The organism is Shewanella indica (assembly GCF_033842865.1).
Lineage (GTDB): Bacteria > Pseudomonadota > Gammaproteobacteria > Enterobacterales > Shewanellaceae > Shewanella > Shewanella indica.
Map to the genome: position 1 here is coordinate 97,264 of NZ_JAWXXR010000001.1, position 22,024 is coordinate 119,287.

Genomic DNA, 22,024 nt, shown 5'->3' on the forward strand with positions numbered 1-22,024 from the left:
CGCTCACTGCGCGCCCCAGATATGGTCGCGATAACCGGCTATGGTGACATCGCTGGAGAAGCGGCCACTGACCGCGGTGTTGCGAATACTCATGGCTGTCCAGCGCTGAGGGTCCTGATAAGCCTTGGCGGCTTGCAGCTGGGCCAGACGGTAGGTTTCAAAATCGGCCGCCAGCATCCAGGGATCCTGTGGCGACTCAATGGCGGCTATGATGGGGTCGAAGATCCCCGGTTCCAGCAGATTAAAGTGCCCACTTTTAAGCAGCGCCATTACGCCGCCGAGCGCCGCCGAGGACGCTATATATTGCGCCGGACAGTAGTGCGCCTTGAGCTCCTCCACCGCCAGGGCATTGAGGCCAAACAGAAAGAAGTTGTCTTCACCTACCTCTTCGAGCATCTCGATATTGGCGCCATCCAGAGTGCCTATGGTCAGGGCGCCATTCATCATGAATTTCATATTGCCTGTGCCCGAGGCTTCCTTGCCGGCGGTGGATATCTGCTCTGACAAATCCGTACCCGGGCAGATCACCTCCATGGCGCTGACGTTATAGTCGGGCAAAAAGGCAAACCTGAGCCAAGGAGTGACTCTGGGATCCTCATTGACCATATGAGCCACGTTGTTGGCCAATTTGATCACCCGTTTCGCCATGGCATAACCGGGGGCCGCCTTGCCGCCAATCAAGACGCAGCGTGGTTGCATCCCCTGGGTATCGCCACTGACAATCCGCTGATAGAGATGGATCACATGCATGATATTCAGCAGTTGCCGCTTATATTCGTGGATCCTCTTAACCTGCACATCAAACATCATGGAGGGGTCGAAGTTCACCTGGCAGCGCTGCGCCACCAGCTCGGCCAGCGCCTGTTTATTGGCCTGCTTCACCTCACGCCAGGCGGCAATAAATGGCTTGTCCGAGGTAAAGGCGTTGAGGGCAGTCAGGCATCTTAGGTCGCTCAGCCAATCCTGCCCCAGGCGACTGCTGATGAGCGCAGTCAAACGGGGGTTACAGTGAGCCAGCCAGCGCCTGGGCGTCACGCCATTGGTACGGTTGTTGAACTTATGCGGCCAGAGTTCGTAAAAGTCCCGAAACAGCCCTGTGGTCAACAGCCTTGAGTGCAGCGCCGCCACACCATTGACCGAAAAGCTGGCCACTATTGCCAGATAGGCCATACGGATATGGGGCTCATCCCCCTCTTCTATGATGGACATCTGCCGCAGACGTGACACGTCGCCGGGCCAGTGATGCGCCACCAACTCCAGGTATCTGGCGTTGATTTCATAGATGATCTCCAGAATACGCGGCAGCATCTGGGCGAACATACGCACCGGCCAGCGCTCCAGCGCCTCCGGCAACAAGGTATGGTTGGTGTAGGCCATGCAGTGGCTGACTATGTCCCAGGCGGCTTGCCACTCCAGCTGATATTCGTCGATAATCAGGCGCATCAACTCGGGCACCGCAATCGCCGGATGGGTATCATTGAGCTGCAGCACATGAAACTTGGCAAACTCACTGAAGTCCCGGCCTTTGTTGGCAACCCAGGTCGTCAACAGATCCTGCAAACTGGCAGAGGACAGGAAATACTGCTGCCGCAGCCGCAACTCTTTACCGTTTTCACTGCTGTCATTGGGGTACAGCACCATGGTGATCTGCTCGGCCAGATTCTTGGCCGCCACGGCTTCGGTGTAATCCCCCTGGTTGAACTCGGCAAGGTCAAACTCATCCGTGGCCTCGGCCTTCCAAAGCCTCAGAGTGTTGACCCGGCCGTTGCGATAACCCGGCACCGGCATATCATAGGCAACCGCCAGTACATCCTGGGTATCCACCCAGGCTCTGTGCCGACGGCCATCGCGGTCAACATGACTCTGCACATGACCAAAGAAAGGCACTGTCACATTGTGCTGTGAGGCCCGCACTTCCCAGGGGTTGCCATCCCTGAGCCAGCGGTCCGGCTGCTCCTGCTGGTAACCATCAACTATCTGCTGGGCAAACATGCCGTACTCATAACGAATGCCATAGCCAGTGACCGCCAGCCCGAGACTGGCGCAGCTGTCCATAAAGCAAGCCGCCAGCCGCCCGAGACCGCCGTTTCCCAGACCGGCGTCATGCTCTTGCTGTTGCAGGGTTTCAAGCGCTACCGCATAGCCTTGCAGCATCTCCCGGCACTCGTCGGTCAGCTCCAGATTGAGCAAGGCGTTGCCCAGGCTTCGGCCCATCAAAAACTCCAGCGACAGATAGGCCACCTGTTTGCGCTGGTACAAAGCATCCTGGCTGCGACTGGCGCACCAATCGTCCAACAGCTGCTCTTTGACGCTCAGGGCCAACGCCTGATAGAGCTCCTGAGGCCTGCGCTCATTGCGGTTAAGATCGTATCTCAGCTGTCTGGCAAAGGCCGCCGGCAGTGAATCACAGGGCTCGCAGTCATGGTGCGCCAGATGGCCTGGGGCTTGTTGAGTGGCGGGCGCGATTGGCGATGCGGCTTTTGATGCTGTTGTCGATTGGCTCTTACTGCGGCTCTTGACTCTATTCCTTGAAGTGTCAGTCATGGCTGGCTCCTTTGGCTGAGGACGACAGATAACGGCCACCTGCGGCCAGCAGCTGAAAACTGAAGGCGGCAACGGCGAAAGATGAAGCTGTGGGATAGCAGGATTGCTGTTCATCCCGTCCGGCTTCGCTGGAAAGCAGCAGTTGCCACTGCTCACCGGCTCCGGGCGGCGGAGATGGCAGACAAAAATGGCTGTTGCTGTCACCGGCATGCAGCAGGATCAGCAGGGCTTCGGTCTGAAGTTTGTTTTCTCCTTGAGGGCTCATATTGGGCTGATGGCTCTTGCTCAGCTGATGGCTCTTGCTCAGCTGATGGCTCTTGCTCAGCTGAAGGCTCTTATTGCGCTGACGGCTCTCTGCCCGCTGAAGGCTCTTATTGAGCTGACGGCTCTGCATCAACTGTAAGCTGCGGCACTGGACTTCGCCCCAATGGCCGGGTGTCATGGCCTCGCCGGAGGCGGCAAACCAAGCCAGGGCTCTGGGAGCCTGGAGGGCATCGGTGTGAACATAGTCATCGCTGTCATAAAAACCGCAATCCCGGCGGATATGGATAAGCTTGCGAACAAAGGCGCCGAGCTCAGTATCTTCCCTGTGCCAATCGAGCCAACCCAATGGGTTGTCCTGACAATAGGCGTTGTTGTTGCCGCTCTGGGAGTTGCCGAACTCATCGCCGGCCAGCAACATGGGCGTGCCCTGGGAGAGCAGTAAACTCGCCAGCAGATTACGGCTTTGGCGCGCTCTCAAGGCCAATATGGCGGCATCCTTGCTCTCGCCTTCCACGCCATGGTTGGCACTGAAGTTTTCATGGTGACCATCGCGGTTGTTTTCGCCGTTGGCCTGATTGTGCCGCTCCCGATAGCTCACCAGGTCTCTCAGAGTGAAACCATCATGGCTGCAGATAAAGTTGATTGAACTTTGTGGGCCGCGCCCCGAGTGTTCAAACAGATCGCCGGAGCCGGAAAGGCGCCTGGCAAGCTCGGGCAAGAGCCCGGCATCACCGCGCCAGAAACGCCGCAGGGTATCGCGATATCTGTCGTTCCATTCGGCAAAGCGATTGGGGAACTGCCCCAACTGATAACCGCCCGGGCCTATGTCCCAGGGCTCGGCTATCAGCACACATTGCTGCAGTTCAGGGTCTTGCAGCAAGGCATCGAACAATCCGGCGCGATTGCTGAACCCCTGCGTCTCACGGCCAAGGCTGGTGGCCAGATCGAAACGAAAGCCATCCACCCCCATGATATCGACCCAGTAACGCAGCGAGTCCATCAGCAGCTGTACGACTCTTGGATGACTGATATCCAGGCAGTTGCCACAGCCAGAGTCATTGATATAAAAACGCTTATCTGCCGGATGCAAACGGTAGTAGCTGAGATTGTCCAAGCCGCGAAAACTGACGGTCGGCCCCTGACGATTACCCTCGGCGCTGTGATTGAAGACCACATCCAGCACGAGTTTGATACCGGCATCATGCAGGGCTGAGACCATCTGCTTGAATTCGCCAATGGCATCGTCAGAGGCCGAATATGCCCCATGGGGAGCGAAGAAACCTATGCTGTTATAACCCCAGTAATTGCTGAGCCCGCTATCCAGCAGAAAAGGCTCGGACAGAAAGGCCTGCACCGGCAGCAGTTCGACACAGGTGATCCCGAGCGACTTGAGATAAGCTATCGCCACCGGGTGCGCCAAACCGGCAAAGGTGCCGCGAAGCTCAGGGGGGATCCCGGCCATGGCGGCGGTGAAGCCCTTGAGGTGCATCTCGTAGATCACTTCATTACGCCATTGGCCGCCCGGTAAGCGCTTGCCGGTAAAGCGGGTATCGGCTACCACTTGGCATTTGGGCATGGCCCAGGCGTTGTCACAGGGATCGGCCCATAAGTCATCACCTATTCCGCCGCTGCCGGACTCCCGCTCTGGGGTCCCTGGTACTGGGGATTCAGCCCCCCCCGGATGGCACACAGCGGCCAATGGCCGGCCCTGCTCATCGACTCTGGCATAGCCAAGTTGCCAGGGCCCATACTGCCAGCGACCACAAAAGGCTCTGGCGTAAGGGTCCAGCAGCAGCTTGGCCGAATTGAATCTGTGCCCTTCCTGAGGCTGATAAGGGCCATGCACCCGATAGCCATAGCAGAGTCCTTCACCGGCCCCCAGCAGCAAACCATGGAACACCTGTTGCGAGGACGGCATAAGCTCGAAACGGCCCGACTCCCGCCATTGGCCATTTTTGAATTCAAACAGGCACAGCTCTACCCGGGTTGCATGAGCCGAAAACAGCGCAAAATTCACCCCTTCCGGCTCGCCATTGGCTTCATGTACCAGAGTTGAGCCCAGAGGCCAGGGTTTGCCTGCAAGCATCTGCATCAGCCACGCTCCAAGGCGAAATAGACGCTCGCCAGGGGCGGCACCCGGATCAGCGCGCTATATGGCATGCCCTGCCAGGGGATCACCTCGGCTTCCATACCGCCGGCGTTGCCTTGATTACTGCCGCCGTAGAATGCGCTGTCGCTGTTGAGCAGCTCGCGGTAACGTCCGGGCTCTGGCAATCCCAGTCGATAGCCTTCCCTGACACAAGGGGTAAAGTTACAGATAACCAGCACCATGTTGCCGTCAGAATCGATACGCGTAAACGCCAGCAGGCTGTGCTGACTGTCGTTGCAGTCGAGCCAGCGAAACCCTTGCGGCTCGCCGTCACACTGCCACAATGACGGCTGCCGGCGGTAACAGAGGTTAAGATCCCGCACCCAATCGCTGAGTCCCTGATGAGACGGATACTGCAGCAGGTGCCAGTCGAGGCTGAAGTCATGTTGCCATTCGCGTCGCTGGCCAAACTCGCCGCCCATAAAAAGCAGCTTTTTCCCCGGGTGAGCCCACATAAAACCGTAAAAAGCCCGCAGTGTGGCAAACTTCTGCCAGTCATCGCCGGGGATCTTCTCCAACAAGGCGCGCTTGCCATGCACCACTTCATCGTGACTCAGCGACAAAATAAACTGCTCGGTATAGGCATAGATGAGGGAAAAAGTCAGTTGCCCGTGGTGATAGCTGCGATGTACCGGCTCCTTGGTGAGATAATCCAAGGTGTCGTGCATCCAGCCCATATTCCATTTGAAGCCGAACCCCAGGCCGCCGGCAGCGACATCCCGGCTGACACCATCCCAGGCGGTGGACTCTTCGGCAATCATGATGATCCCCGGGTACTCATGGTAGAGACGCGTATTGAGCTGCTGCAAAAAGGCTATCGCTTCCAAATTCTCACGGCCGCCATATTCGTTGGCCTGCCACTGGCCCTCTTCGCGGCTGTAATCCAGATAGAGCATGGAGGACACGGCATCGAGGCGCAGGCCATCGAAATGAAACTCCTCCAGCCAATAACAGGCATTGCTGAGCAGAAAACTCTGCACCTCTTTGCGGCCATAGTTGTAGATCAAGGTGTCCCAATCGGGATGACGGCCACGGCGGGGATCTTCATGTTCATACAGACAAGTGCCATCAAAATGCGCCAGGCCGTGGGGATCGGAAGGAAAGTGCGCCGCCACCCAGTCGAGCAGCACACCAATACCCGCCCTGTGGCAGGCATCAACCAGCAGTTTAAGCCCCTCGGGATCGCCAAACCTGTGACTGGGAGCATACAGCCCCACGGGTTGATAACCCCAGGAACCGTCGAAGGGGTATTCACTCAGCGGCATAAATTCCACATGGGTAAAACCGTGAGATTGCAGGTAAGGCACCAAGAGTTCTGCCACCTCTGCGTAGCTGAGAAAACCACCTTCGCCGTTACGCCGCCAGGACCCCAGGTGCAGCTCATAGATACTGACCGCCTGTCGGTGCCAGGTGCTTTGCGCCCTGGCGGCCATCCAATCATTGTCCTGCCACTGCCAATCACTTTCCGCCATCGGCACTATCGAGGCGTTGTGGGGCGCACCTTGCATCTGTCTGGCGCAGGGGTCGGCCTTTTCCAGCCAGCTGCCATCCTGGGTTTGCAGCAAAAATTTATAGTGCTCACCGCCCTGGATTTGCGGCAAAAACAGCTCCCAAAGACCTGAGGCCGGGTGGCGGCGCATACTGTGGCGACGCCTGTCCCAATGGTTGAAATCCCCCAGCAAAGACACGCTTTTGGCATTGGGAGCCCAAACACAAAAACGCACACCTTTTTCGCCCTGGCACTCCAGCCAATTGGCTCCAAGCAACTGCCAGCCCTTCAGCAGACTGCCTTCATTGAAGAGAAAACATGCCTGCTCATCGAGCGAAGCATCAAAGCGGTAAGGGTCGTCCAGCACCAGCTCGGCCTGGGGATAGCTGATGCGGAGCCTGTAGTCGAAGGGTTTTACCCTGCGCCCCATAAAACCACTGAACAGGGGCTCGGCGCCAACGACAGGGTTAAGCTCGGCTACCTTACGGCCGGTTTTCGCATCCAGCACCTCGACAGCGGCGGCGCCGGGCAGCACGGCGCGCAGTAGCAAGCGGCTGCGGCCATTTTGCTCGACCAGATGCATTCCGAGCCAGGCGAAGGGATCGCCATGGCGCCCTTCGGCCAAGGCGCAGGCGGCGGCAAAGTCCAGTTCCGGGACCAGGCTTTCCTGCTTTGGCTCACTAAAGTGCGGCGCGGTTTCATTGGCGGCGATTTGCTGTTTCATCTGCATCTCCTGTTGATTGAGCTCGAAGCCGCTCCGGCTCAGCGCAGCAACTTTGCTCGCGCACCCGGCGGATATCCCTGAGCAAGGTTTGCAGCAGCTCGGAATCATTGAGCCTTTCCACGGCCAACGAATAACGTCGGCGCCAGTTGGGATACTCAGCGCTGGTGCCCGGGATATTGACTGCCACCTTATCGCCGAGCAGATCTGTCAGCGGCAGGCTGAAAAGCGCACTGCACCCCGAGGCAACTGTGACGGCGAGGTTGTGGATCACGTTTTGGGTATAGGTGACAGAGTCCGGCTCAAGTGCAACTTTTATCTTGTTTTCAAAGGGATAAAATTGCGAGAGCCAAACTTCAAGAGCCTGAATATCCCTGCGGCGGTCATCGCTTTCCCTTGCGTATTGTTCAGCACCCAGCAAACCAAGTTCCCGCCTGAGCCTGAGATCTTCTTCTTCCAGCCAGGCTTTGAGCGGCGCTACATCATGGTTGCTCAGCATCATGATGGCGTTTGGCTTGTAGTCATTTGGCGGCCGAAATCCACCAAACTCGGGGAAATCCTGCTGCTCACGGCAAAAATAGAACAGCTCATTGGAGTACAGCCCGCCAAGCTTAAGCGGCGCTAAGATTTGCGGTGGCACCAGACCAAGGTCTTCGCCAATCACCAGGCAGCGGGCACGCTGGCTCTCCAGCAATAAAATCGCCAGCAGGGTATCGAAGGGGTAATAGACATAGGCGCCTTCAGGCTTGCCAGACTCAGTTTCGACTGCAGTTTCAATCTGATTTTCGGCCTCGGCCGGCCACCACCAGAGACGAAACAGCGACATCACGTGATCTATCCGAATGGCACCGCTGTGGCGCATATTGGTGCGCAGCAACTCAATAAAATGGCTAAAATCCGCTTGCTTGAGACCGACGGGATCCAGAGGCGTCAGCCCCCAGTTCTGCCCCTGGGGCGCAAAGGCATCCGGCGGCGCCCCTATGCTGGCACCTTGGCAAAACTGACTCTGATGCTGACTCACCTCAGTGCCGCTGCCAACTGTGCCGACAGCCAGATCCCGGATAAGGCCGATACTCATGCCGGCTTCTATGGCGCGGGATTGGCACAATGCCAACTGCTCTTCGGCAACAAACTGCAGATAGAGATAAAAGCTGGCATCTGCGGGCCAGTCTCCGGTGGCGAAACTTGCCTGCTCCCGGGCATAGTGCTGCAGCGCCAGTCCCTCCCGACGCACAAAACCTTCGTAGCCCAGGCGCCTGGGAGCATCCTTGGGCAAAGCGTTGAAACGCTGCCACATTGCTTTGAGGCGGGCACACTTATCACGGTTGACAAGGGCATAGTCCAGCCAGGGGCTGAAGGCCGTTTGCTCGGCAAAAGATTCAGCATCACGGATTGGTGCCGTCCCTTCGGCGCAAAGCAGCGGCGAGATATACAAGGGGTGCAGGCGGCGTCTGTCTATTGGGCTGTAGGGACTTGAGGAGGCATCCTCGGTGAGCGCCAGCGCATGCAGGGGATTAAGCAGAATAAAGTCCAGCCCCTTGGGGGCCAGCTGGGTTATCAGCTTCAGCAAGGCTCCAAAGTCGCCCATTGCCTCAGGGCCGGGAGTATCCTCCTGCCACAGAGAAAACAACTGCACACTGACACCCCAGGGCCTGCGATGAGGCTCGGTTTGTCGCGCCGTATTTTTTTGCAGTACGCCTTGGAAAGCCTGCCTTGGCGCTACCATCAAGGTACCAACAGCAAGTAGCTGCTCATCGCCATCACGCTCAATGATGGATAAAGACACCCTGTGGTAGCCAAGTCCGGCGGCAATGCCACAGTTACCGGAAACCTCGTCCAGTTTAAGCTCGTGCTCAAAATAGCAGCGCTCACCGATACGATAATCGCCACGCACCGGACAGTCTGCCGCTGAAAAGCTGACAACAAACTCCTCACCCAGCTCACTCGTCAGCGTCAGCTGCAGCGCCTTGGATAGCAAAGACTGCGCCTCGAGTCTGAACCTCAGACTGAGACTGTCGAGATAACACCATTGAAATGAAGGCAACAGCTGCTGCCAGGGTTCGGCATCGAGCTGATGGATCCGCTGCTCAATCCAAAGCTCGCTCGCATCTTCGGGTATAGGGCCACACATGGCGCAGAGGATCTGTTTGCGTGTGTCGGCCGATGTAGGGCAAAAACGCCCATAGCTATCGCTGAAGCCGTCCCCTATCCCTTGCAGATACAGCAACTTCTCCAGTCCCATCTCAGCACTCCACGCCAATCACCTTAAGTTCCCTGTGAGCAGATAGCATGCCAGGGTAAAATAACAGCAATAAGACAGAGGTGTGTCAGCCAAGTGACAAGTATTTAATGATTCAATTCAGCAACTTGATGAAATCAACCCTGATGCTTGGCGAGCGTCTCTCAAAAGGCAGCAAAGGTAAATGAGTTGCACCAATGACTCAAGAGTGTGCAATCTTTCACCAATTGAGTGCAAGACATCGCCGACAAAAGCCGGGATGGGCAACCAGGGGGAAAACGGGGGTTCAAACAGAAGTCAATCTTGGGGTCGCTGACGGCGACCCGCTTGTAAAGAGGAAAACTCAGCTCTTGGTTTGCTTTGGGGTCACAGCTTCCGGCTCATCGCTCGGCTGAATTTGTCCCACCAGCAGCATGGGGGCGGCATCCAGCTCTTCGGCATCCATCATGGTGGCAATCCGCTCCACCGCAGACAAGAGCTGGCTCTGCTCCCAGGCCTCCAGCGCCTGATAGCGCTTGATAAAGTGCTCTTGCAAGGGTTTGGGCGCCTGTCCCAACAAGGCAACACCGGACTCACTCAGCAACAGGTGTATCTTGCGCTTATCGGTTTGGCTGCGCTGACGTATGACCAAGTCCTTGGCTTCCAGACGGTCGATGATGGTGGTGACGGTGGCAGGGCTCAGATTGATCTCGGTCGCCACCTGTTTAGCTAGCGGCGATCCCATGGAAGCGATTTTCTGCATCACCATAAGCTGCGGTCCGGTGAGGCCCGAGTGCTTGCTCAGCTGCCTGGAATGCAGGTCGATGGCGCGGATCACTTTGCGCAGCGAGATTAATAACTGCTCATACTTTTCCATGAATACTTCCTACTCACACTGGTTCGAAAAGGGCTACTGAAATCACAGGTAGCCGAAAGGCGCCAGCTTATCAGAAAAGCCCGGCAAACTCATAGCCCATCTACTCAATAGCTGAATTTCCCAAAATGTCAGCACCGCCAAATGCAACTTTAGACCAACAAATTATTCATCTTTTGTTGATACAAAAACCTCATAGTGTAATCATTAGATAGCTAACAATTAGAGCTCAAATCAATTATCGAGCATTAATTATCAGAAAAGGACTATCCCCATGTCGGCCACCAGCCTGAAGTACAAGAGCGAAGAAAATCCTATTCCACTGAAAGTCATCACAGAGAAGCGGCCATTTTCCAGCCATCAGGCGCTGATGCAGTTTGATGTTGCCAATCGCCCCTGGCGAGAAACCCTGTCGCTGAGCTTTAAGAATGACAAACAACTGTCCCAGGTATTCAACAATATTCGCGCGGTCGATGACCAAGTTTATGAAGTGATTGCCGCCAGGATCACCCCCTATATAGCCCAGCTGATGGACAAAGATGATCCCAACTGCCCGATTCGGTTGCAGTACGTCCCAGAGCAGGATGAGTTGGAGGTCGCCCCCCATGAAATGGGCGATCAATTGGCGGAAGATGACATGATGCCGGAAGGCACCTCGATAGTGCACAGGTATCCCAACCGGGTGTTGTTTCTGGTGCATAACATCTGTGGTTCCTATTGCCGCCACTGCACCCGCAAGCGCATGGTGTCCGATCCGCTCAATGTGATCTCCATGGACAGGATCCGTCGTTCGGTGGAGTATCTGCGCCAACATACAGAAGTGCAGGACGTGCTCCTGTCGGGCGGCGATCCTTTGCTGCTCACAGATGACAAGCTGGATGAGATTCTGTCGATGATCCGAGAGGCCAGACCGGATCTGAAAATTCTGCGTATCGGCAGCCGTTTATTGGCGCAGCTTCCTACCCGGGTCACCCCCGAGTTGTGCCGGGTACTGAAGCGTAACCGAGTCACACTGATCAACACCCAAGTAAACCACCCCAGAGAAATCACCCCCTTATTCAGCAAACATATCGCCATGCTCAGGGAAACCGGCATCATGCTCGGCAACCAGAGTGTGCTGATCAAAGGCGTCAACGACAGCATAGATACTATGCAGGAACTGGTAATGGAGTTGGTATCCATAGGCATACGTCCCTATTACGTCTATGCCATGGATCCGGCGCCGGGCAACAGCAAGTTTCAGGTCAGTTATCAGCGAATGCTGAAAATCTATCACGGCATCCGCGGCTGGGTATCCGGCCCGGCAATTCCCACCTTTATCGTCGATGGCGTCGGCGGCCTGGGCAAAATGCCGGTGCAGCCGGAATATGTCCGCAGGCAAACAGGCCCGGAAGGCGAGCGTCTGATAGCCACCAACTTTGAGGGGCGCAGCGCCGACGTATCATTCCTGCTACAGGAGTGATCCATGCACGCATTGGACTATGGAATTTTCCTGGCGTATCTCGTAGGTTTACTGGGGTTTGGTTACTTCCATTTCAAACGCCACAGTGACGGCGATGACTACTATCTCGGTGGCCGCAACATCAAAGCCAGGCACGTGGGCTTTTCCATTGCCGCCACGGATGTGGGCGGTGGATTTTCCATAGGTCTTGCCGGTCTCGGCTTCAGTATGGGGCTGGCGGGCAGCTGGCTGCTGTTTACCGGTTTGCTGGGGGCCTGGTTATCTGCTGTGTTTGTTATTCCCAGGGTCAAACGTCTGGAGCAGGGCGAGCGCTTTTATACCTATCCGGATCTGCTCAAGCACAGATTCGGGGCCAGAGTCGCCATGTTGGCCGCCTTGATCTCCTGTATCGGTTATCTGGGGTTTACCGGCGCGCAGATCCTCGCCGGCGCCAAACTGGCGGCCGCCACTCTGTTGCCCAAGGGCTTCGATGCCTTGCCGCCGCTGCAATTGGCACTCTGGGTTATAGGCGGGACCACCATACTTTACACTGTATTTGGGGGCCTCAAGGCGGTTATCTATACCGACAGCGTTCAGTGGCTCATTTTATTGCTGGGCTTGATTGGCTTTACCCTGCCCTACGCTCTGGTAGAGGTCGGTGGCTGGCAGGGGTTGAGCCGCAATCTGCCGCCGTCCCATATGTCACTGACCGCCATAGATCCCATCACGGCCATCAATTGGCTACTCACCATCACACCTGTGTGGCTGATTGCCATGACTCTCTATCAGCGAATGTTTGCCTGTAAAGATAGCGCCACCGCCAAGCGCGCCTGGTATCTGGCCGGGGTGCTTGAATATCCCCTGATGGCGATATCCGGTGTTTTATTGGGGATGTGCGCCAGAGTCATGTTGCCACATATGGACAGTGAAATGGCGGTGCCGGCGATGATCCGCGATCTCTTGCCAATGGGCTTTACCGGGCTGATTATCGCGGCATACTTTTCCGCCATCATGTCCACCGCAGACAGTTGCCTGATGGCGGCATCCGGCAACCTGACCCAAGATCTGCTCGGGCTGGATCCCAGAGGGAACAACACCCTGAGACTGTCGATGATTGCCACTCTATTGCTGGGGCTGGCGGCCATCTACCTCGCCAGTCAGGCCAGGCAGGTATTGGATGCCATTCTCTATGCTTATGCCTTTATGGTTTCCGGACTGTTTGTCCCGACTCTGGCGGCGCTGTTTTGGCCCAGAGTCAGCTCCACGGCGGCACTTTGCGCCATGTTAGGGGGTGGCCTCACGGCGCTGGCACTACTGACAGAGCTGCTCAAGCTGCCGGATGGCTTGGCTAAACTCGGTCTAGATCCCAGTATCTATGGCATTTTGGTCTCCGCCGGTTTGTTGGTGCTGGTCAACATCATTCACCAACCAGCTCCCAAGCCCCGGCTCACCTCGCATCAGGACAGTTCACACTCATGACCCAAGTTCAATTTGATCAGCAACTCAACTTACTCGGCGCCCACATCCAGCATGGCCCAGCCAATGATCGCATTTATTTAATCTCCCTTGGTAATGCCGAACCCGGCCCTTTACTGGATGCGCTGAATGCTATGGCGCTGCAACATGGTTACGGCAAGATCATCGCCAAGTTACCTGAGCACAAGGCCGGTCTGTTTTTGGCATATGGTTTCAGCGAAGAAGCCAGGATCCCAGGATTTTATCAAGGCCGGGATGCCGTATTTCTCGCCCGTTACCAGGACAAAACCAGGCAATTTCGCACCATGCCGGAGTTGGATACCCTGTTGGAGCGCGCCAGGGCGGATATCAAGCCTGAATTCCATTCACCGGCCGAGGTCAGTCGCTGCCGGGCAGAGGACCTACCACAGATGGCCAGGCTCTATAGCGAGGTGTTTCCCAGCTACCCCTTCCCCATTGAAGATCCGGAATTTTTACGGCAGAACATGGCCAGTAATGTCGACTACTTTGGGATCCGCCAACAAGGGCGGCTGATAGCCCTGGCTTCTGCCGAAAAAGATCCCAAGAGTCTCAGTGCAGAAATGACAGATTTCGCCACTTTGCCACAGGCCCGCGGACAGGGCTGCGCCAGAGCCTTGCTGGCACATATGGAACAAGCAATACTCCACCAGGGCTACCGAACCGCCTATACCATAGCCAGAGCCGTTTCCGTTGGTATGAACCGTACCTTTGCCGCAGCAGATTACCGCTATGGCGGCCGTCTGCACCTCAATACCCAAATAGGTGGTCAGATAGAGAGCATGAACCTCTGGCATAAATTACTTGTTTAGCTACCACTTATGTGGTACTTAATGAGTCGGTCTACCACGGAAAGGTTCGATTACCCAATATAAATACGGGTCTTTGTCGAGAGAATTCCATGCTTTCGACTAATAGCCCTCCCCTTGTTAAGGGATAATATGGTGACCGTAGGAACCCTAGCCACCATGGAAGGAAAGGCGTTATCCGCATCTGTGTCATAAAAACAGCTTTTATGTCACTTAGTTTCAGTTCTCTCTTAATTTTCTTTCTTTTTGGCGCGATTCTTAGCGCTACCTCACGCTTTTTGGTCAGATGAGTTGGTAATTTGACATCAAGAGAGATACAGATTTCATTTTCAACAGCATATACAGGTGAACTTATGGCTGCTAAATTCTTTATCCCTTCAGTAAACGTCCTGGGTCAGGGCGCTGTAGACGATGCTATCGGTGATATCCAAACTCTGGGATTCAAACGAGCCCTGATAGTGACAGACAAGCCTCTGGTCAACATAGGTCTGGTAGGACAGATCGCCGAAAAGCTGGGTCAGGCAGGCATTAGCGCCACTGTATTCGATGGCGTTCAACCCAACCCAACCGTTAGCAACGTGGAAGCAGGCCTTGAGTTGTTGCGCGCCAACAACTGTGACTTCGTAATCTCCCTGGGTGGCGGTTCACCACATGATTGCGCCAAGGGTATTGCCCTGGTTGCAGCCAATGGCGGTTCCATCAAAGACTATGAAGGCTTAGATCAGTCGGCCAAACCCCAGTTGCCTTTAGTGGCTATCAATACAACAGCCGGCACCGCCAGTGAAATGACCCGCTTCTGCATCATCACAGATGAAAGCCGCCATATTAAGATGGCCATTGTCGACAAGCACACTACCCCCATCATCTCAGTCAACGACCCAGAGCTGATGCTGAAAAAACCTGCCAGCCTGACCGCGGCAACCGGTATGGATGCCCTGACGCACGCGGTAGAAGCCTATGTTTCCACAGCAGCTAACCCCATCACTGATGCCTGTGCCATCAAGGCTATTGAGCTTATTCACGCCAACCTGGTCAATGCGGTAGAGCATGGTGACAATATCCAGGCCCGTGAGCAGATGGCATACGCCCAGTTCCTCGCCGGTATGGCATTCAACAACGCCAGCCTGGGTTATGTACATGCGATGGCGCACCAGTTAGGTGGTTTCTACGATCTGCCCCATGGCGTTTGTAACGCACTCTTGCTGCCTTATGTGCAGGAATACAATGCTCAAGTGGCGGCACCAAGACTGAAAGATGTTGCCAAAGCCATGGGTGTTGATGTCAGTGCCATGAGTGATGAACAGGGTGCTGCGGCAGCAATCAAGGCGATTAAAGAATTGGCTTCGGCAGTAAAAATCCCTGAAAACCTGACAAAAATCGGAGTAAAAGCCGAAGATATTCCTGTGCTTGCAGATAATGCTCTAAAAGATGCCTGCGGCTTTACCAACCCCAAACAGGCGACTCACGAGGAAATTTGCCAAATTTTCACTAACGCACTTTGATACATTTGTAATATAATTTCAGCGTCCGCTTTTTCCCTGCAATGAGAAAGCTGTACAAGAGGCCCGCTCACCGAGCGGGCCTCTTCTCTTTCTGTCAACACTCTCTTCAAGCTTCCAAGCCCATCAGCTCAGCATTTCGACGGTTATTCGGCAACAGCTAAATTTTGAGATCTGTCCCCGGTTTATTTCTGTCGAATACAGGCTAAATGAGATTAAGAGCAGCAAGCAATAAGGAGTACACCCCCGCGTTTGTAACCCTTGTCACAGTGGCCGATTTTTAGTTCAGCCCCTATGATAAATTCAGGAATCAACCAGGCAGGATCCCTTATGACAGCCATTACCCAGATAATCAATTACACAGTTCGTTGCCCCCACTACCAAGATCAGAGCGCCGAAGCCACATGGCGCAATCACATCGAAATCAATCACTCGGCAGAAATCGCCCTCGACCGACTCAGTAAGTGGCATGCTCACTCAGGTAACAGAGTATTTTGTTTTCAGAACATAGTGGTGCGTAAGGCGGAAAAGGAGGAGGCTTACTTCGCCATGATCAGCGAGAGATTAAAATCCGCCGGCCATGCGCTGATCACGCTTAAAGTGTTTATCGACAAGTGCACCAAAGATACCTCTGTTGAGGAGATAGTTGAGCACATATACCAGGACTGCCAGACTCGCCTGAAAAGCCTGGGTTGAACCGCCCTGGAGCTGATTACCCCTGAGTCAATCAAGCTGCCATAGGCAGACTCTCAATTGGCCGTATTCTTGTCATTGCTGGTAAAGATACGGCCAAACAAGCGCCAGCTCACAAATTTACTACGGACAACGGCGATAGATCACAGATATTCAATTCATTTTGGCACAAATCCGATAGATAATATCATTTTTGAGAAAATCATTTCCTTATTTTTCAAAAGCTAATAAAAGAAAACTCAAACTTACCCCAGATATAAACCATTTTTAGGCCAATTGTTGGCAAACCCTGCCACTGCTAGACTTTCCAGCGCGGGCCAAAGTCTAAAGATCTCAATCATTCAGGCCTTGCGGGGTTGATGCAAATCAGGGCGACCGAGTTCGCCCGCCGGAATAACAGAATTTGTTTTTAAATCTGCAACAGGAAAGCCATTAAATGCACGAGTTAGCCAATATCGTCATCGTCGGCGGCGGCGCCGGTGGTATGGAGATCGCCACCAAACTGGGCCACAAACTGGGCCGCAAAGCCAAGGCCAGAGTCACGCTTATCGATGTCGCCGACAGCCATGTCTGGAAACCCCTGCTCCATGAAGTCGCCACAGGCGCATTGGATGTCGGGGTTGATGCCATCAGTTACCGCAGTCACGCTGCCGCTCACGGCTATCACTTTCAACAAGGCGCCATGACGGACATAGACCGCAAAGCCAAGCAGGTGATACTGGCGCCCATTTGTGATGACAAAGGTGAAGAGCTGTTGCCATCACGGCGCATCGACTATGACTATCTGGTGGTTGCCATCGGCAGTATCGCCAACGACTTCAATATTCCCGGGGTGCGGGAACACTGCGTCTTCCTCGACAACACAGAGCAGGCCATGGCCATCCGCCAGCGCTTGTTGAACAAGTTTATGCGTTATGCCAGCCATCAACAGTTGGATGAGAAGATCAAAATCGCCGTCGTCGGCGCCGGTGCCACCGGAGTGGAGATGTCGGCCGAAATGCATCACGCAGTGGATCAGCTCAAAGGCTTTGGCTACAAGATAGATACCAGCTTGTTGGAAGTCACCCTGATTGAGGCCGACAAACGAATACTGCCCAAGGTGGAAAAGGAAGAGATCTCGGCGGCAGTCGCCAGAGAGCTGAGCACTCTGGGGGTCCGGGTGATGACCAATACCCGTATCACCCAGGTGACGGCCAAAGCGTTGACAACCAGTGAAGGCGAAGAGATCCCGAGCGATATGGTGATCTGGTCCACCGGGGTCAAGGCGCCTGAGTTTCTCCACGGTATTGGCGGCCTGGAAAGCAATCATATCCATCAGCTGCTGGTCAAACCCAATGCCCAAACCACGCTGGATGAGCATATCTTTGCCATTGGAGACTGTGCCGCTTGTCCGCAGCCGGACGGCAGCTGGGTGCCGCCAAGAGGCCAGGCCGCCAGGCAGATGGCCTTGATGACTGCGGATAACATCATAGCCATGCTCAGCGGCAAGACGCCCTCGAAAGAGTACCTTTACAAGGATCTCGGTTCACTGGTGAACCTGTCGCGCTTCCACACAGTCGGCAACCTGATGTCTTTCATTGGCGGAGGCGTCATGGTCGAAGGCAAAATAGCCAGATTTGTCTATACCTCGCTCTATCGCCGCCATTTGATAGAGCTGCACGGCGTGGTCAAGGGCACCCTGCTGATGTTTGCCAAGGGGATAACCCGGATAATCCATCCCCACCTCAAGTTGCATTGATAGAGGGGGCGCCAGGCGCCCCCTCTTTTATTTGTCACGCCGGCGAGGCTATAATCGCTGCAGACTTATTTACCCGTAACAGACGAATTCAGATACTGCCTATGACAGCTCAATCCACCGACTTTTCCAATATCAACCAAAGCAGCGCCCAGTCCTTCAAGGCGCAGAAGAATCTGATCAAACAACTGCTGGCCGGTAAAAAAGTGCCCTGCCCTAAATGCCAACAAGCCTTGAGTGCCACCTTGCCACCGGCAAAATCCACCTCAGAGCTTGCCAGCATCCGCTGCCCCAAGGGCTGCACAGATATTGAGCTGGAAACCGAACTGCCGGGCAAGTGAGTAAGCCCAATAAAAAAGGACCGCAACAGACGGTGGAAATCATCTGCTGCGGCTGCAAAGCAAAACTGTTCAAATATCGAAAGGGCGGCAAAGGCGCCTTGGTTAAATGTTTTGTCGAACGGATCCTCACAGATCATACGCAAACGCCCTGTACCTGCCCCGGCTGCGGCCAGGTCTTCGCCCGTCAGGCACTGATCCGCGGCGTGCCTGCATTCAAGATTATCGGTGGCAAGGCGCGCATGAATTAGCCCCCTTGTGCGGGCGCCGAGCCTTTGCGGCGCAGATAGAAACGGTAGTACCCCAACAGATTGCTGCCGATAAACACAGACTCCATCAATACCGCCATCGGCGAACCCAACAGGATGTTATTCAGCAGCCAGCAACCGCTGCCGACGAACATCAGCTCCCTTAATCCTTTGTCATCACGGCAAAAGGCCGCCCTGGTCTGCAACAAACTGCCGGCCAGACTCAAAAGGTCGAGCCATTGATTGAAACTCACGGCCACGGCCGTGACCGAAGCGGCCATAAACAGCCACATCAGACGTCTGTCAACGGTGAAGATACTGACAAAGAATCTGACACTGGCAACCAACATTAAAATGCCCGGGCTCCAGTGGTTAAGCAAGATAAAATGCGCCGCGATCAGCAGGCCCGACACCACCAGACAAGCGAGCACGGCGCGTCTGTGCCTGAATTGGAATGACAAAAGATCGCTAAACAGCGCCAGAGTGACCAACAGCTGTGAAATAACAAAAATGGACAACACTACATCCCGGAAGATTGAAACCGGCCGCTATTGTGCTGTGCCATTGAGGCGATGGCATTAACTTAGGTTAAGACGCCGGCGAATACGGCTGAGGCTCTCTGGGGTGATGCCGATATAGTTGGCCAACTGCACCTGGCTCAGGGCGCTTATCCAGTGTGGCCAGTGATTTTTTAACCACAGGTAGCGCTGCTCTGGCGACTTAAGCAATAGAAAAGCTTCTTTCTGCTCCTTGTAACGCAGCTGGGCACGCAGCAATGAAAGCTCGGCGCGCTGAAACCCGCCAAGCTCAAACAGGCTCAGGGGCACAACCACCAGAGTGCTGTTTTCCAGTGCCTCAAGCTGATAACGGGCAGGCTCAGCACTGAGAAAACTGCTGTAAAGCAGACAAAATTCGCCAGGGAAATAGAACTCTTTGCAGCGCTGCTGACCATCACTCAGATAGTGGCTGGCCCGCAGCAGACCATTGAGCAATAAAAAGCCCGATTGCTGTTTGCCACCTTGTGCCAGCAGCACCTCACCTGCCTGACAACTTTTCAGCTGAGCCTTATCCAAGAGTGGCGCCAAAGCACTGGGTTCAAGCCCCAATTCAAGGAAAAAGTCTGTCAGCGCCCGGAAAGCGGCCTGATGAGACATAGATTCATGGCTCATTCAGTCGGGCGCCTATTGGGAAGAAGACGGCAGAATCGAAGTAAGTGTCACAAAGAAAGTACGTTCCACATACTCGCCCGGCACTTCGGCCATAGATTGCTCCTGGGTGCGGGTCTTCAGCGCCAGAGTCACGCTGTAAGGTGGGTCGAACGGCTCTTTGGGAGTAATGGCTTCAATCTCAATTCGGTCGCCGAGAAACTGGCTGGCCAGATGCGCAATGGCGCCGGTTTGATAGTCGAATCTGAACATGCCCAAATACCAGAACACACCTGAGCCCTGGGTTGTCACCGCGAACGGAACAACAAACTGCATGGATTCGGCATTGCCGGGCAAGTTTAAGGGAGTCAGCTTACGGTAATCGAGCAACACCTCCCCACGAACCACTTCATCCTGATATTCGCCAAACGCCAGATGCTGCTCTTCTTTAAAGCCGGTGAGAGTGACTAACTTATTGCTGTCCGGCAAACGGATCCTGAACTGTTCTCGGGTATCCAGGCTGAACAACCTCTGCATCACACCTTGAGCGCCACCATCAAATTCAGCCAATGGACGCACCATATCGTTTTCCCTGACATAGAGGTCATCTTGGGTGAAGTTGAACCTGTAGATCCCAAGCGCAATCACCGCCAGAAACACCAGCCCCAACACTACAGCCACACGAATAAACAGCTTCATAATTCATCCTGTTAACACCAAAAACAACCATATCGGCACATTGAGCTACCTTAACCTCAAAGCCCAATGGCCGCAGCCGGGATCTGAATTCCTGTCAGCCCGGGTTCAGTCAAGAGCGCAATATTTAATATCCGTTGAAACGCCAACCTATGACTGAAGCGGTAACCATCAAAAGTACGTGCCAATGAGTTTCAGCCAACCAGATTCAGTATCATTAATTTATCAAATACAGTAGCAGACAGCTTGGTCGTTGAGAACTCAAGTTCGGCAACTGGTGATTCAGCTATTGAGGGCCCACGCAGTGCATTAATTAACAAAACAAGCGCACTGATGGAGCCTCGCGGCTCCGCCAAGGACGGAAGGTTAACTTTGCTCAAGATAGATGGCTCAAGACTCAAGCTCTGCCAGCCAGCCCTTGAGCAGCGCAGCCAGTTTCTGCCTGTCTTTGGCAGATACACCCTTGAGTAACTGCTGCTGAGTCGCCATATGAGCAGGCAGTGCGGCCTCAACCTTGGCCTTGCCTTCGGCGGTTAATCGTACATTCACCGCGCGGCGATCTTCGGTGCTGTGGCTGCGACAAATGAATCCTTTCTGCTCCAGCTTATCCAAACGGCTGGTCATGGCGCCTGAGGTCAGCATCATGCTCTGGTGCAATTGCCCCGGAGTCAGAGTGTATGGCTCACCGCTGCGGCGTAAGGTTGCCAACACATCAAACTCTCCCTGACGCAAGCCAAATTCGCTATGGCAACGGAGGATTTCAGCATCTATATATTTGTAGATCCTGGCCAGGCGGCCAAAGACTTCCATCGGCTGCAGGTCGTCAGTCACCCCGGCGACCAACCACTGGCTGACTATGGTATCTACGCCATCCTTGATATCTGCGGCTTGCGGCTTGTGGGCTTGTGGCTTGTGGGTTTGTGTTTTTAGCTCTTCCTGCGACATAACTATCTCTATAGCAAGATTCTTTATAAGGAATATTATGTCAGCAAGCGGCTATTCCCAAGCCTGAAAAGCAAAAACGCCGCAGAAATCGATTTCTGCGGCGTTTTTAACTGAATCAATCAGTAAAGAGGCGAATTACTCCCCTTATGATTTCTTCACATAACAGCTAAGGATAACGATGCGGGTGCCATTGACCCGACCTTCGATATGCTCAGGGTTATTGGTCAGAGCTATGTTACGCACGGCGGTACCGCGCTTGGCCACAAAGCTGGTGCCTTTCACGTTGAGATCTTTAATGATCACCACGCTATCACCAGCGGCCAACTGAGTGCCATTGCTGTCCAGTGTCGGCGCCGAATCATCGCTCTCGGCCGCCAAAGACTCGGCATCGCCCCAAGCTTTGAGATCGTCTTCCAGATAAAGCATATCCAGCAGATCCTGAGCCCAACTCTCGCCATTGAGGCGCTTGAGCATGCGATAAGCCATGACCTGCACGGCAGGAACCTGACTCCACATACAGTCGTTCAGGCAACGCCAGTGGTTAACATCCATGGTGTCCGGAGCGGTAATCTGGCCTTCACAGGTAGCGCAGATCATAATGTCACTATCGGTGCGATCACCCGAGTGAGGCAGATCATAGACAGACAGAGCGCCTTCGGCTCCACAGAGTTCACATTTCCCGCCACAGCGGCTTTGCAATTCAGTTTCTGAAGTCATCACTA

At 54.6% G+C, this 22,024-nt stretch carries 18 protein-coding genes; 8 read left to right on the forward strand and 10 right to left on the reverse strand.

Translation table 11 applies throughout. The annotated features are described in order from the left end of the window. Nucleotides 1-3 precede the first annotated feature (3 nt). From SIL79_RS00450 to SIL79_RS00470, 5 genes are all read right to left on the reverse strand, one after another. Nucleotides 4-2,544: a glycogen/starch/alpha-glucan phosphorylase gene (locus SIL79_RS00450; protein WP_233962727.1), complete on the reverse strand. Its 2,541-nt coding sequence runs from the start codon at nucleotides 2,542-2,544 to the stop codon at nucleotides 4-6. Beyond that, entirely contained in the window at nucleotides 2,537-4,900 is a 2,364-nt protein-coding gene (gene glgX, locus SIL79_RS00455) for a glycogen debranching protein GlgX (RefSeq protein WP_233962726.1), read from the reverse strand. Before glgX ends, SIL79_RS00450 begins: the two co-directional genes overlap by 8 nt. Then, the gene (glgB, locus tag SIL79_RS00460) at nucleotides 4,900-7,170 is read right to left on the reverse strand and encodes a 1,4-alpha-glucan branching protein GlgB (protein ID WP_144361683.1); all 2,271 of its coding nucleotides are present in this window, start codon (nucleotides 7,168-7,170) and stop codon (nucleotides 4,900-4,902) included. Before glgB ends, glgX begins: the two co-directional genes overlap by 1 nt. Beyond that, nucleotides 7,145-9,409 carry a 4-alpha-glucanotransferase gene (gene malQ / locus SIL79_RS00465; protein ID WP_319618889.1) on the reverse strand — a complete coding sequence of 755 codons (2,265 nt, stop codon included), beginning with the start codon at nucleotides 9,407-9,409 and terminating at the stop codon, nucleotides 7,145-7,147. The genes glgB and malQ overlap by 26 nt, the downstream gene beginning before the upstream one ends. Before the next feature lie 340 nt (nucleotides 9,410-9,749). Beyond that, on the reverse strand, nucleotides 9,750-10,262 hold the full coding sequence (locus SIL79_RS00470; protein ID WP_039034750.1) for a MarR family winged helix-turn-helix transcriptional regulator: 513 nt from the start codon (nucleotides 10,260-10,262) through the stop codon (nucleotides 9,750-9,752). 271 nt (nucleotides 10,263-10,533) lie between these two features. Here SIL79_RS00470 and SIL79_RS00475 point away from each other — a divergent pair, with 271 nt between their 5' ends. The 8 genes from SIL79_RS00475 (at nucleotide 10,534) to SIL79_RS00510 (ending at nucleotide 18,519) form a co-directional block, all read left to right on the forward strand. Then, the gene (locus tag SIL79_RS00475; RefSeq protein ID WP_071476610.1) at nucleotides 10,534-11,721 is read left to right on the forward strand and encodes a KamA family radical SAM protein; all 1,188 of its coding nucleotides are present in this window, start codon (nucleotides 10,534-10,536) and stop codon (nucleotides 11,719-11,721) included. Nucleotides 11,722-11,724: 3 nt separating this feature from the next. Further along, on the forward strand, nucleotides 11,725-13,179 hold the full coding sequence (locus SIL79_RS00480; RefSeq protein WP_071476611.1) for a sodium:solute symporter family protein: 1,455 nt from the start codon (nucleotides 11,725-11,727) through the stop codon (nucleotides 13,177-13,179). Further along, nucleotides 13,176-14,006 (forward strand): putative beta-lysine N-acetyltransferase, encoded by an 831-nt coding sequence (gene ablB, locus SIL79_RS00485; protein ID WP_071476612.1) that lies wholly within the window; start codon nucleotides 13,176-13,178, stop codon nucleotides 14,004-14,006. Before SIL79_RS00480 ends, ablB begins: the two co-directional genes overlap by 4 nt. A 350-nt stretch (nucleotides 14,007-14,356) precedes the next feature. Next, nucleotides 14,357-15,505, forward strand: coding sequence for an L-threonine dehydrogenase (gene yiaY / locus SIL79_RS00490; RefSeq protein WP_233962723.1), 1,149 nt, complete (start codon nucleotides 14,357-14,359; stop codon nucleotides 15,503-15,505). 327 nt (nucleotides 15,506-15,832) lie between these two features. Next, a complete protein-coding gene (locus SIL79_RS00495) occupies nucleotides 15,833-16,198 on the forward strand; it encodes a hypothetical protein (protein WP_039034746.1) in 366 nt (121 codons plus the stop codon). A gap of 433 nt (nucleotides 16,199-16,631) precedes the next feature. After that, nucleotides 16,632-17,933 (forward strand): NAD(P)/FAD-dependent oxidoreductase, encoded by a 1,302-nt coding sequence (locus SIL79_RS00500; protein WP_025889419.1) that lies wholly within the window; start codon nucleotides 16,632-16,634, stop codon nucleotides 17,931-17,933. 101 nt (nucleotides 17,934-18,034) lie between these two features. Next, a complete protein-coding gene (locus SIL79_RS00505; RefSeq protein WP_101055448.1) occupies nucleotides 18,035-18,271 on the forward strand; it encodes a hypothetical protein in 237 nt (78 codons plus the stop codon). After that, nucleotides 18,268-18,519, forward strand: a complete 252-nt coding sequence (locus tag SIL79_RS00510) for a hypothetical protein (protein WP_028778989.1) — start codon at nucleotides 18,268-18,270, stop codon at nucleotides 18,517-18,519. The genes SIL79_RS00505 and SIL79_RS00510 overlap by 4 nt, the downstream gene beginning before the upstream one ends. On the opposite strand, the gene SIL79_RS00515 is transcribed toward SIL79_RS00510, so the two are convergent. The 5 genes from SIL79_RS00515 to SIL79_RS00535 form a co-directional block, all read right to left on the reverse strand. Then, on the reverse strand, nucleotides 18,516-19,034 hold the full coding sequence (locus SIL79_RS00515; protein WP_233962722.1) for a YgjV family protein: 519 nt from the start codon (nucleotides 19,032-19,034) through the stop codon (nucleotides 18,516-18,518). The genes SIL79_RS00510 and SIL79_RS00515 overlap by 4 nt on opposite strands. A gap of 60 nt (nucleotides 19,035-19,094) precedes the next feature. Beyond that, nucleotides 19,095-19,685 (reverse strand): Crp/Fnr family transcriptional regulator, encoded by a 591-nt coding sequence (locus SIL79_RS00520; protein ID WP_162207055.1) that lies wholly within the window; start codon nucleotides 19,683-19,685, stop codon nucleotides 19,095-19,097. 12 nt (nucleotides 19,686-19,697) lie between these two features. Further along, nucleotides 19,698-20,360, reverse strand: a complete 663-nt coding sequence (locus SIL79_RS00525; RefSeq protein WP_039034743.1) for a hypothetical protein — start codon at nucleotides 20,358-20,360, stop codon at nucleotides 19,698-19,700. A gap of 387 nt (nucleotides 20,361-20,747) precedes the next feature. Further along, nucleotides 20,748-21,302, reverse strand: a complete 555-nt coding sequence (locus SIL79_RS00530) for a MarR family winged helix-turn-helix transcriptional regulator (protein ID WP_071476615.1) — start codon at nucleotides 21,300-21,302, stop codon at nucleotides 20,748-20,750. Between the two features lie 144 nt (nucleotides 21,303-21,446). Beyond that, nucleotides 21,447-22,019: a PhnA domain-containing protein gene (locus tag SIL79_RS00535; RefSeq protein WP_319618890.1), complete on the reverse strand. Its 573-nt coding sequence runs from the start codon at nucleotides 22,017-22,019 to the stop codon at nucleotides 21,447-21,449. Nucleotides 22,020-22,024 lie beyond the last annotated feature (5 nt).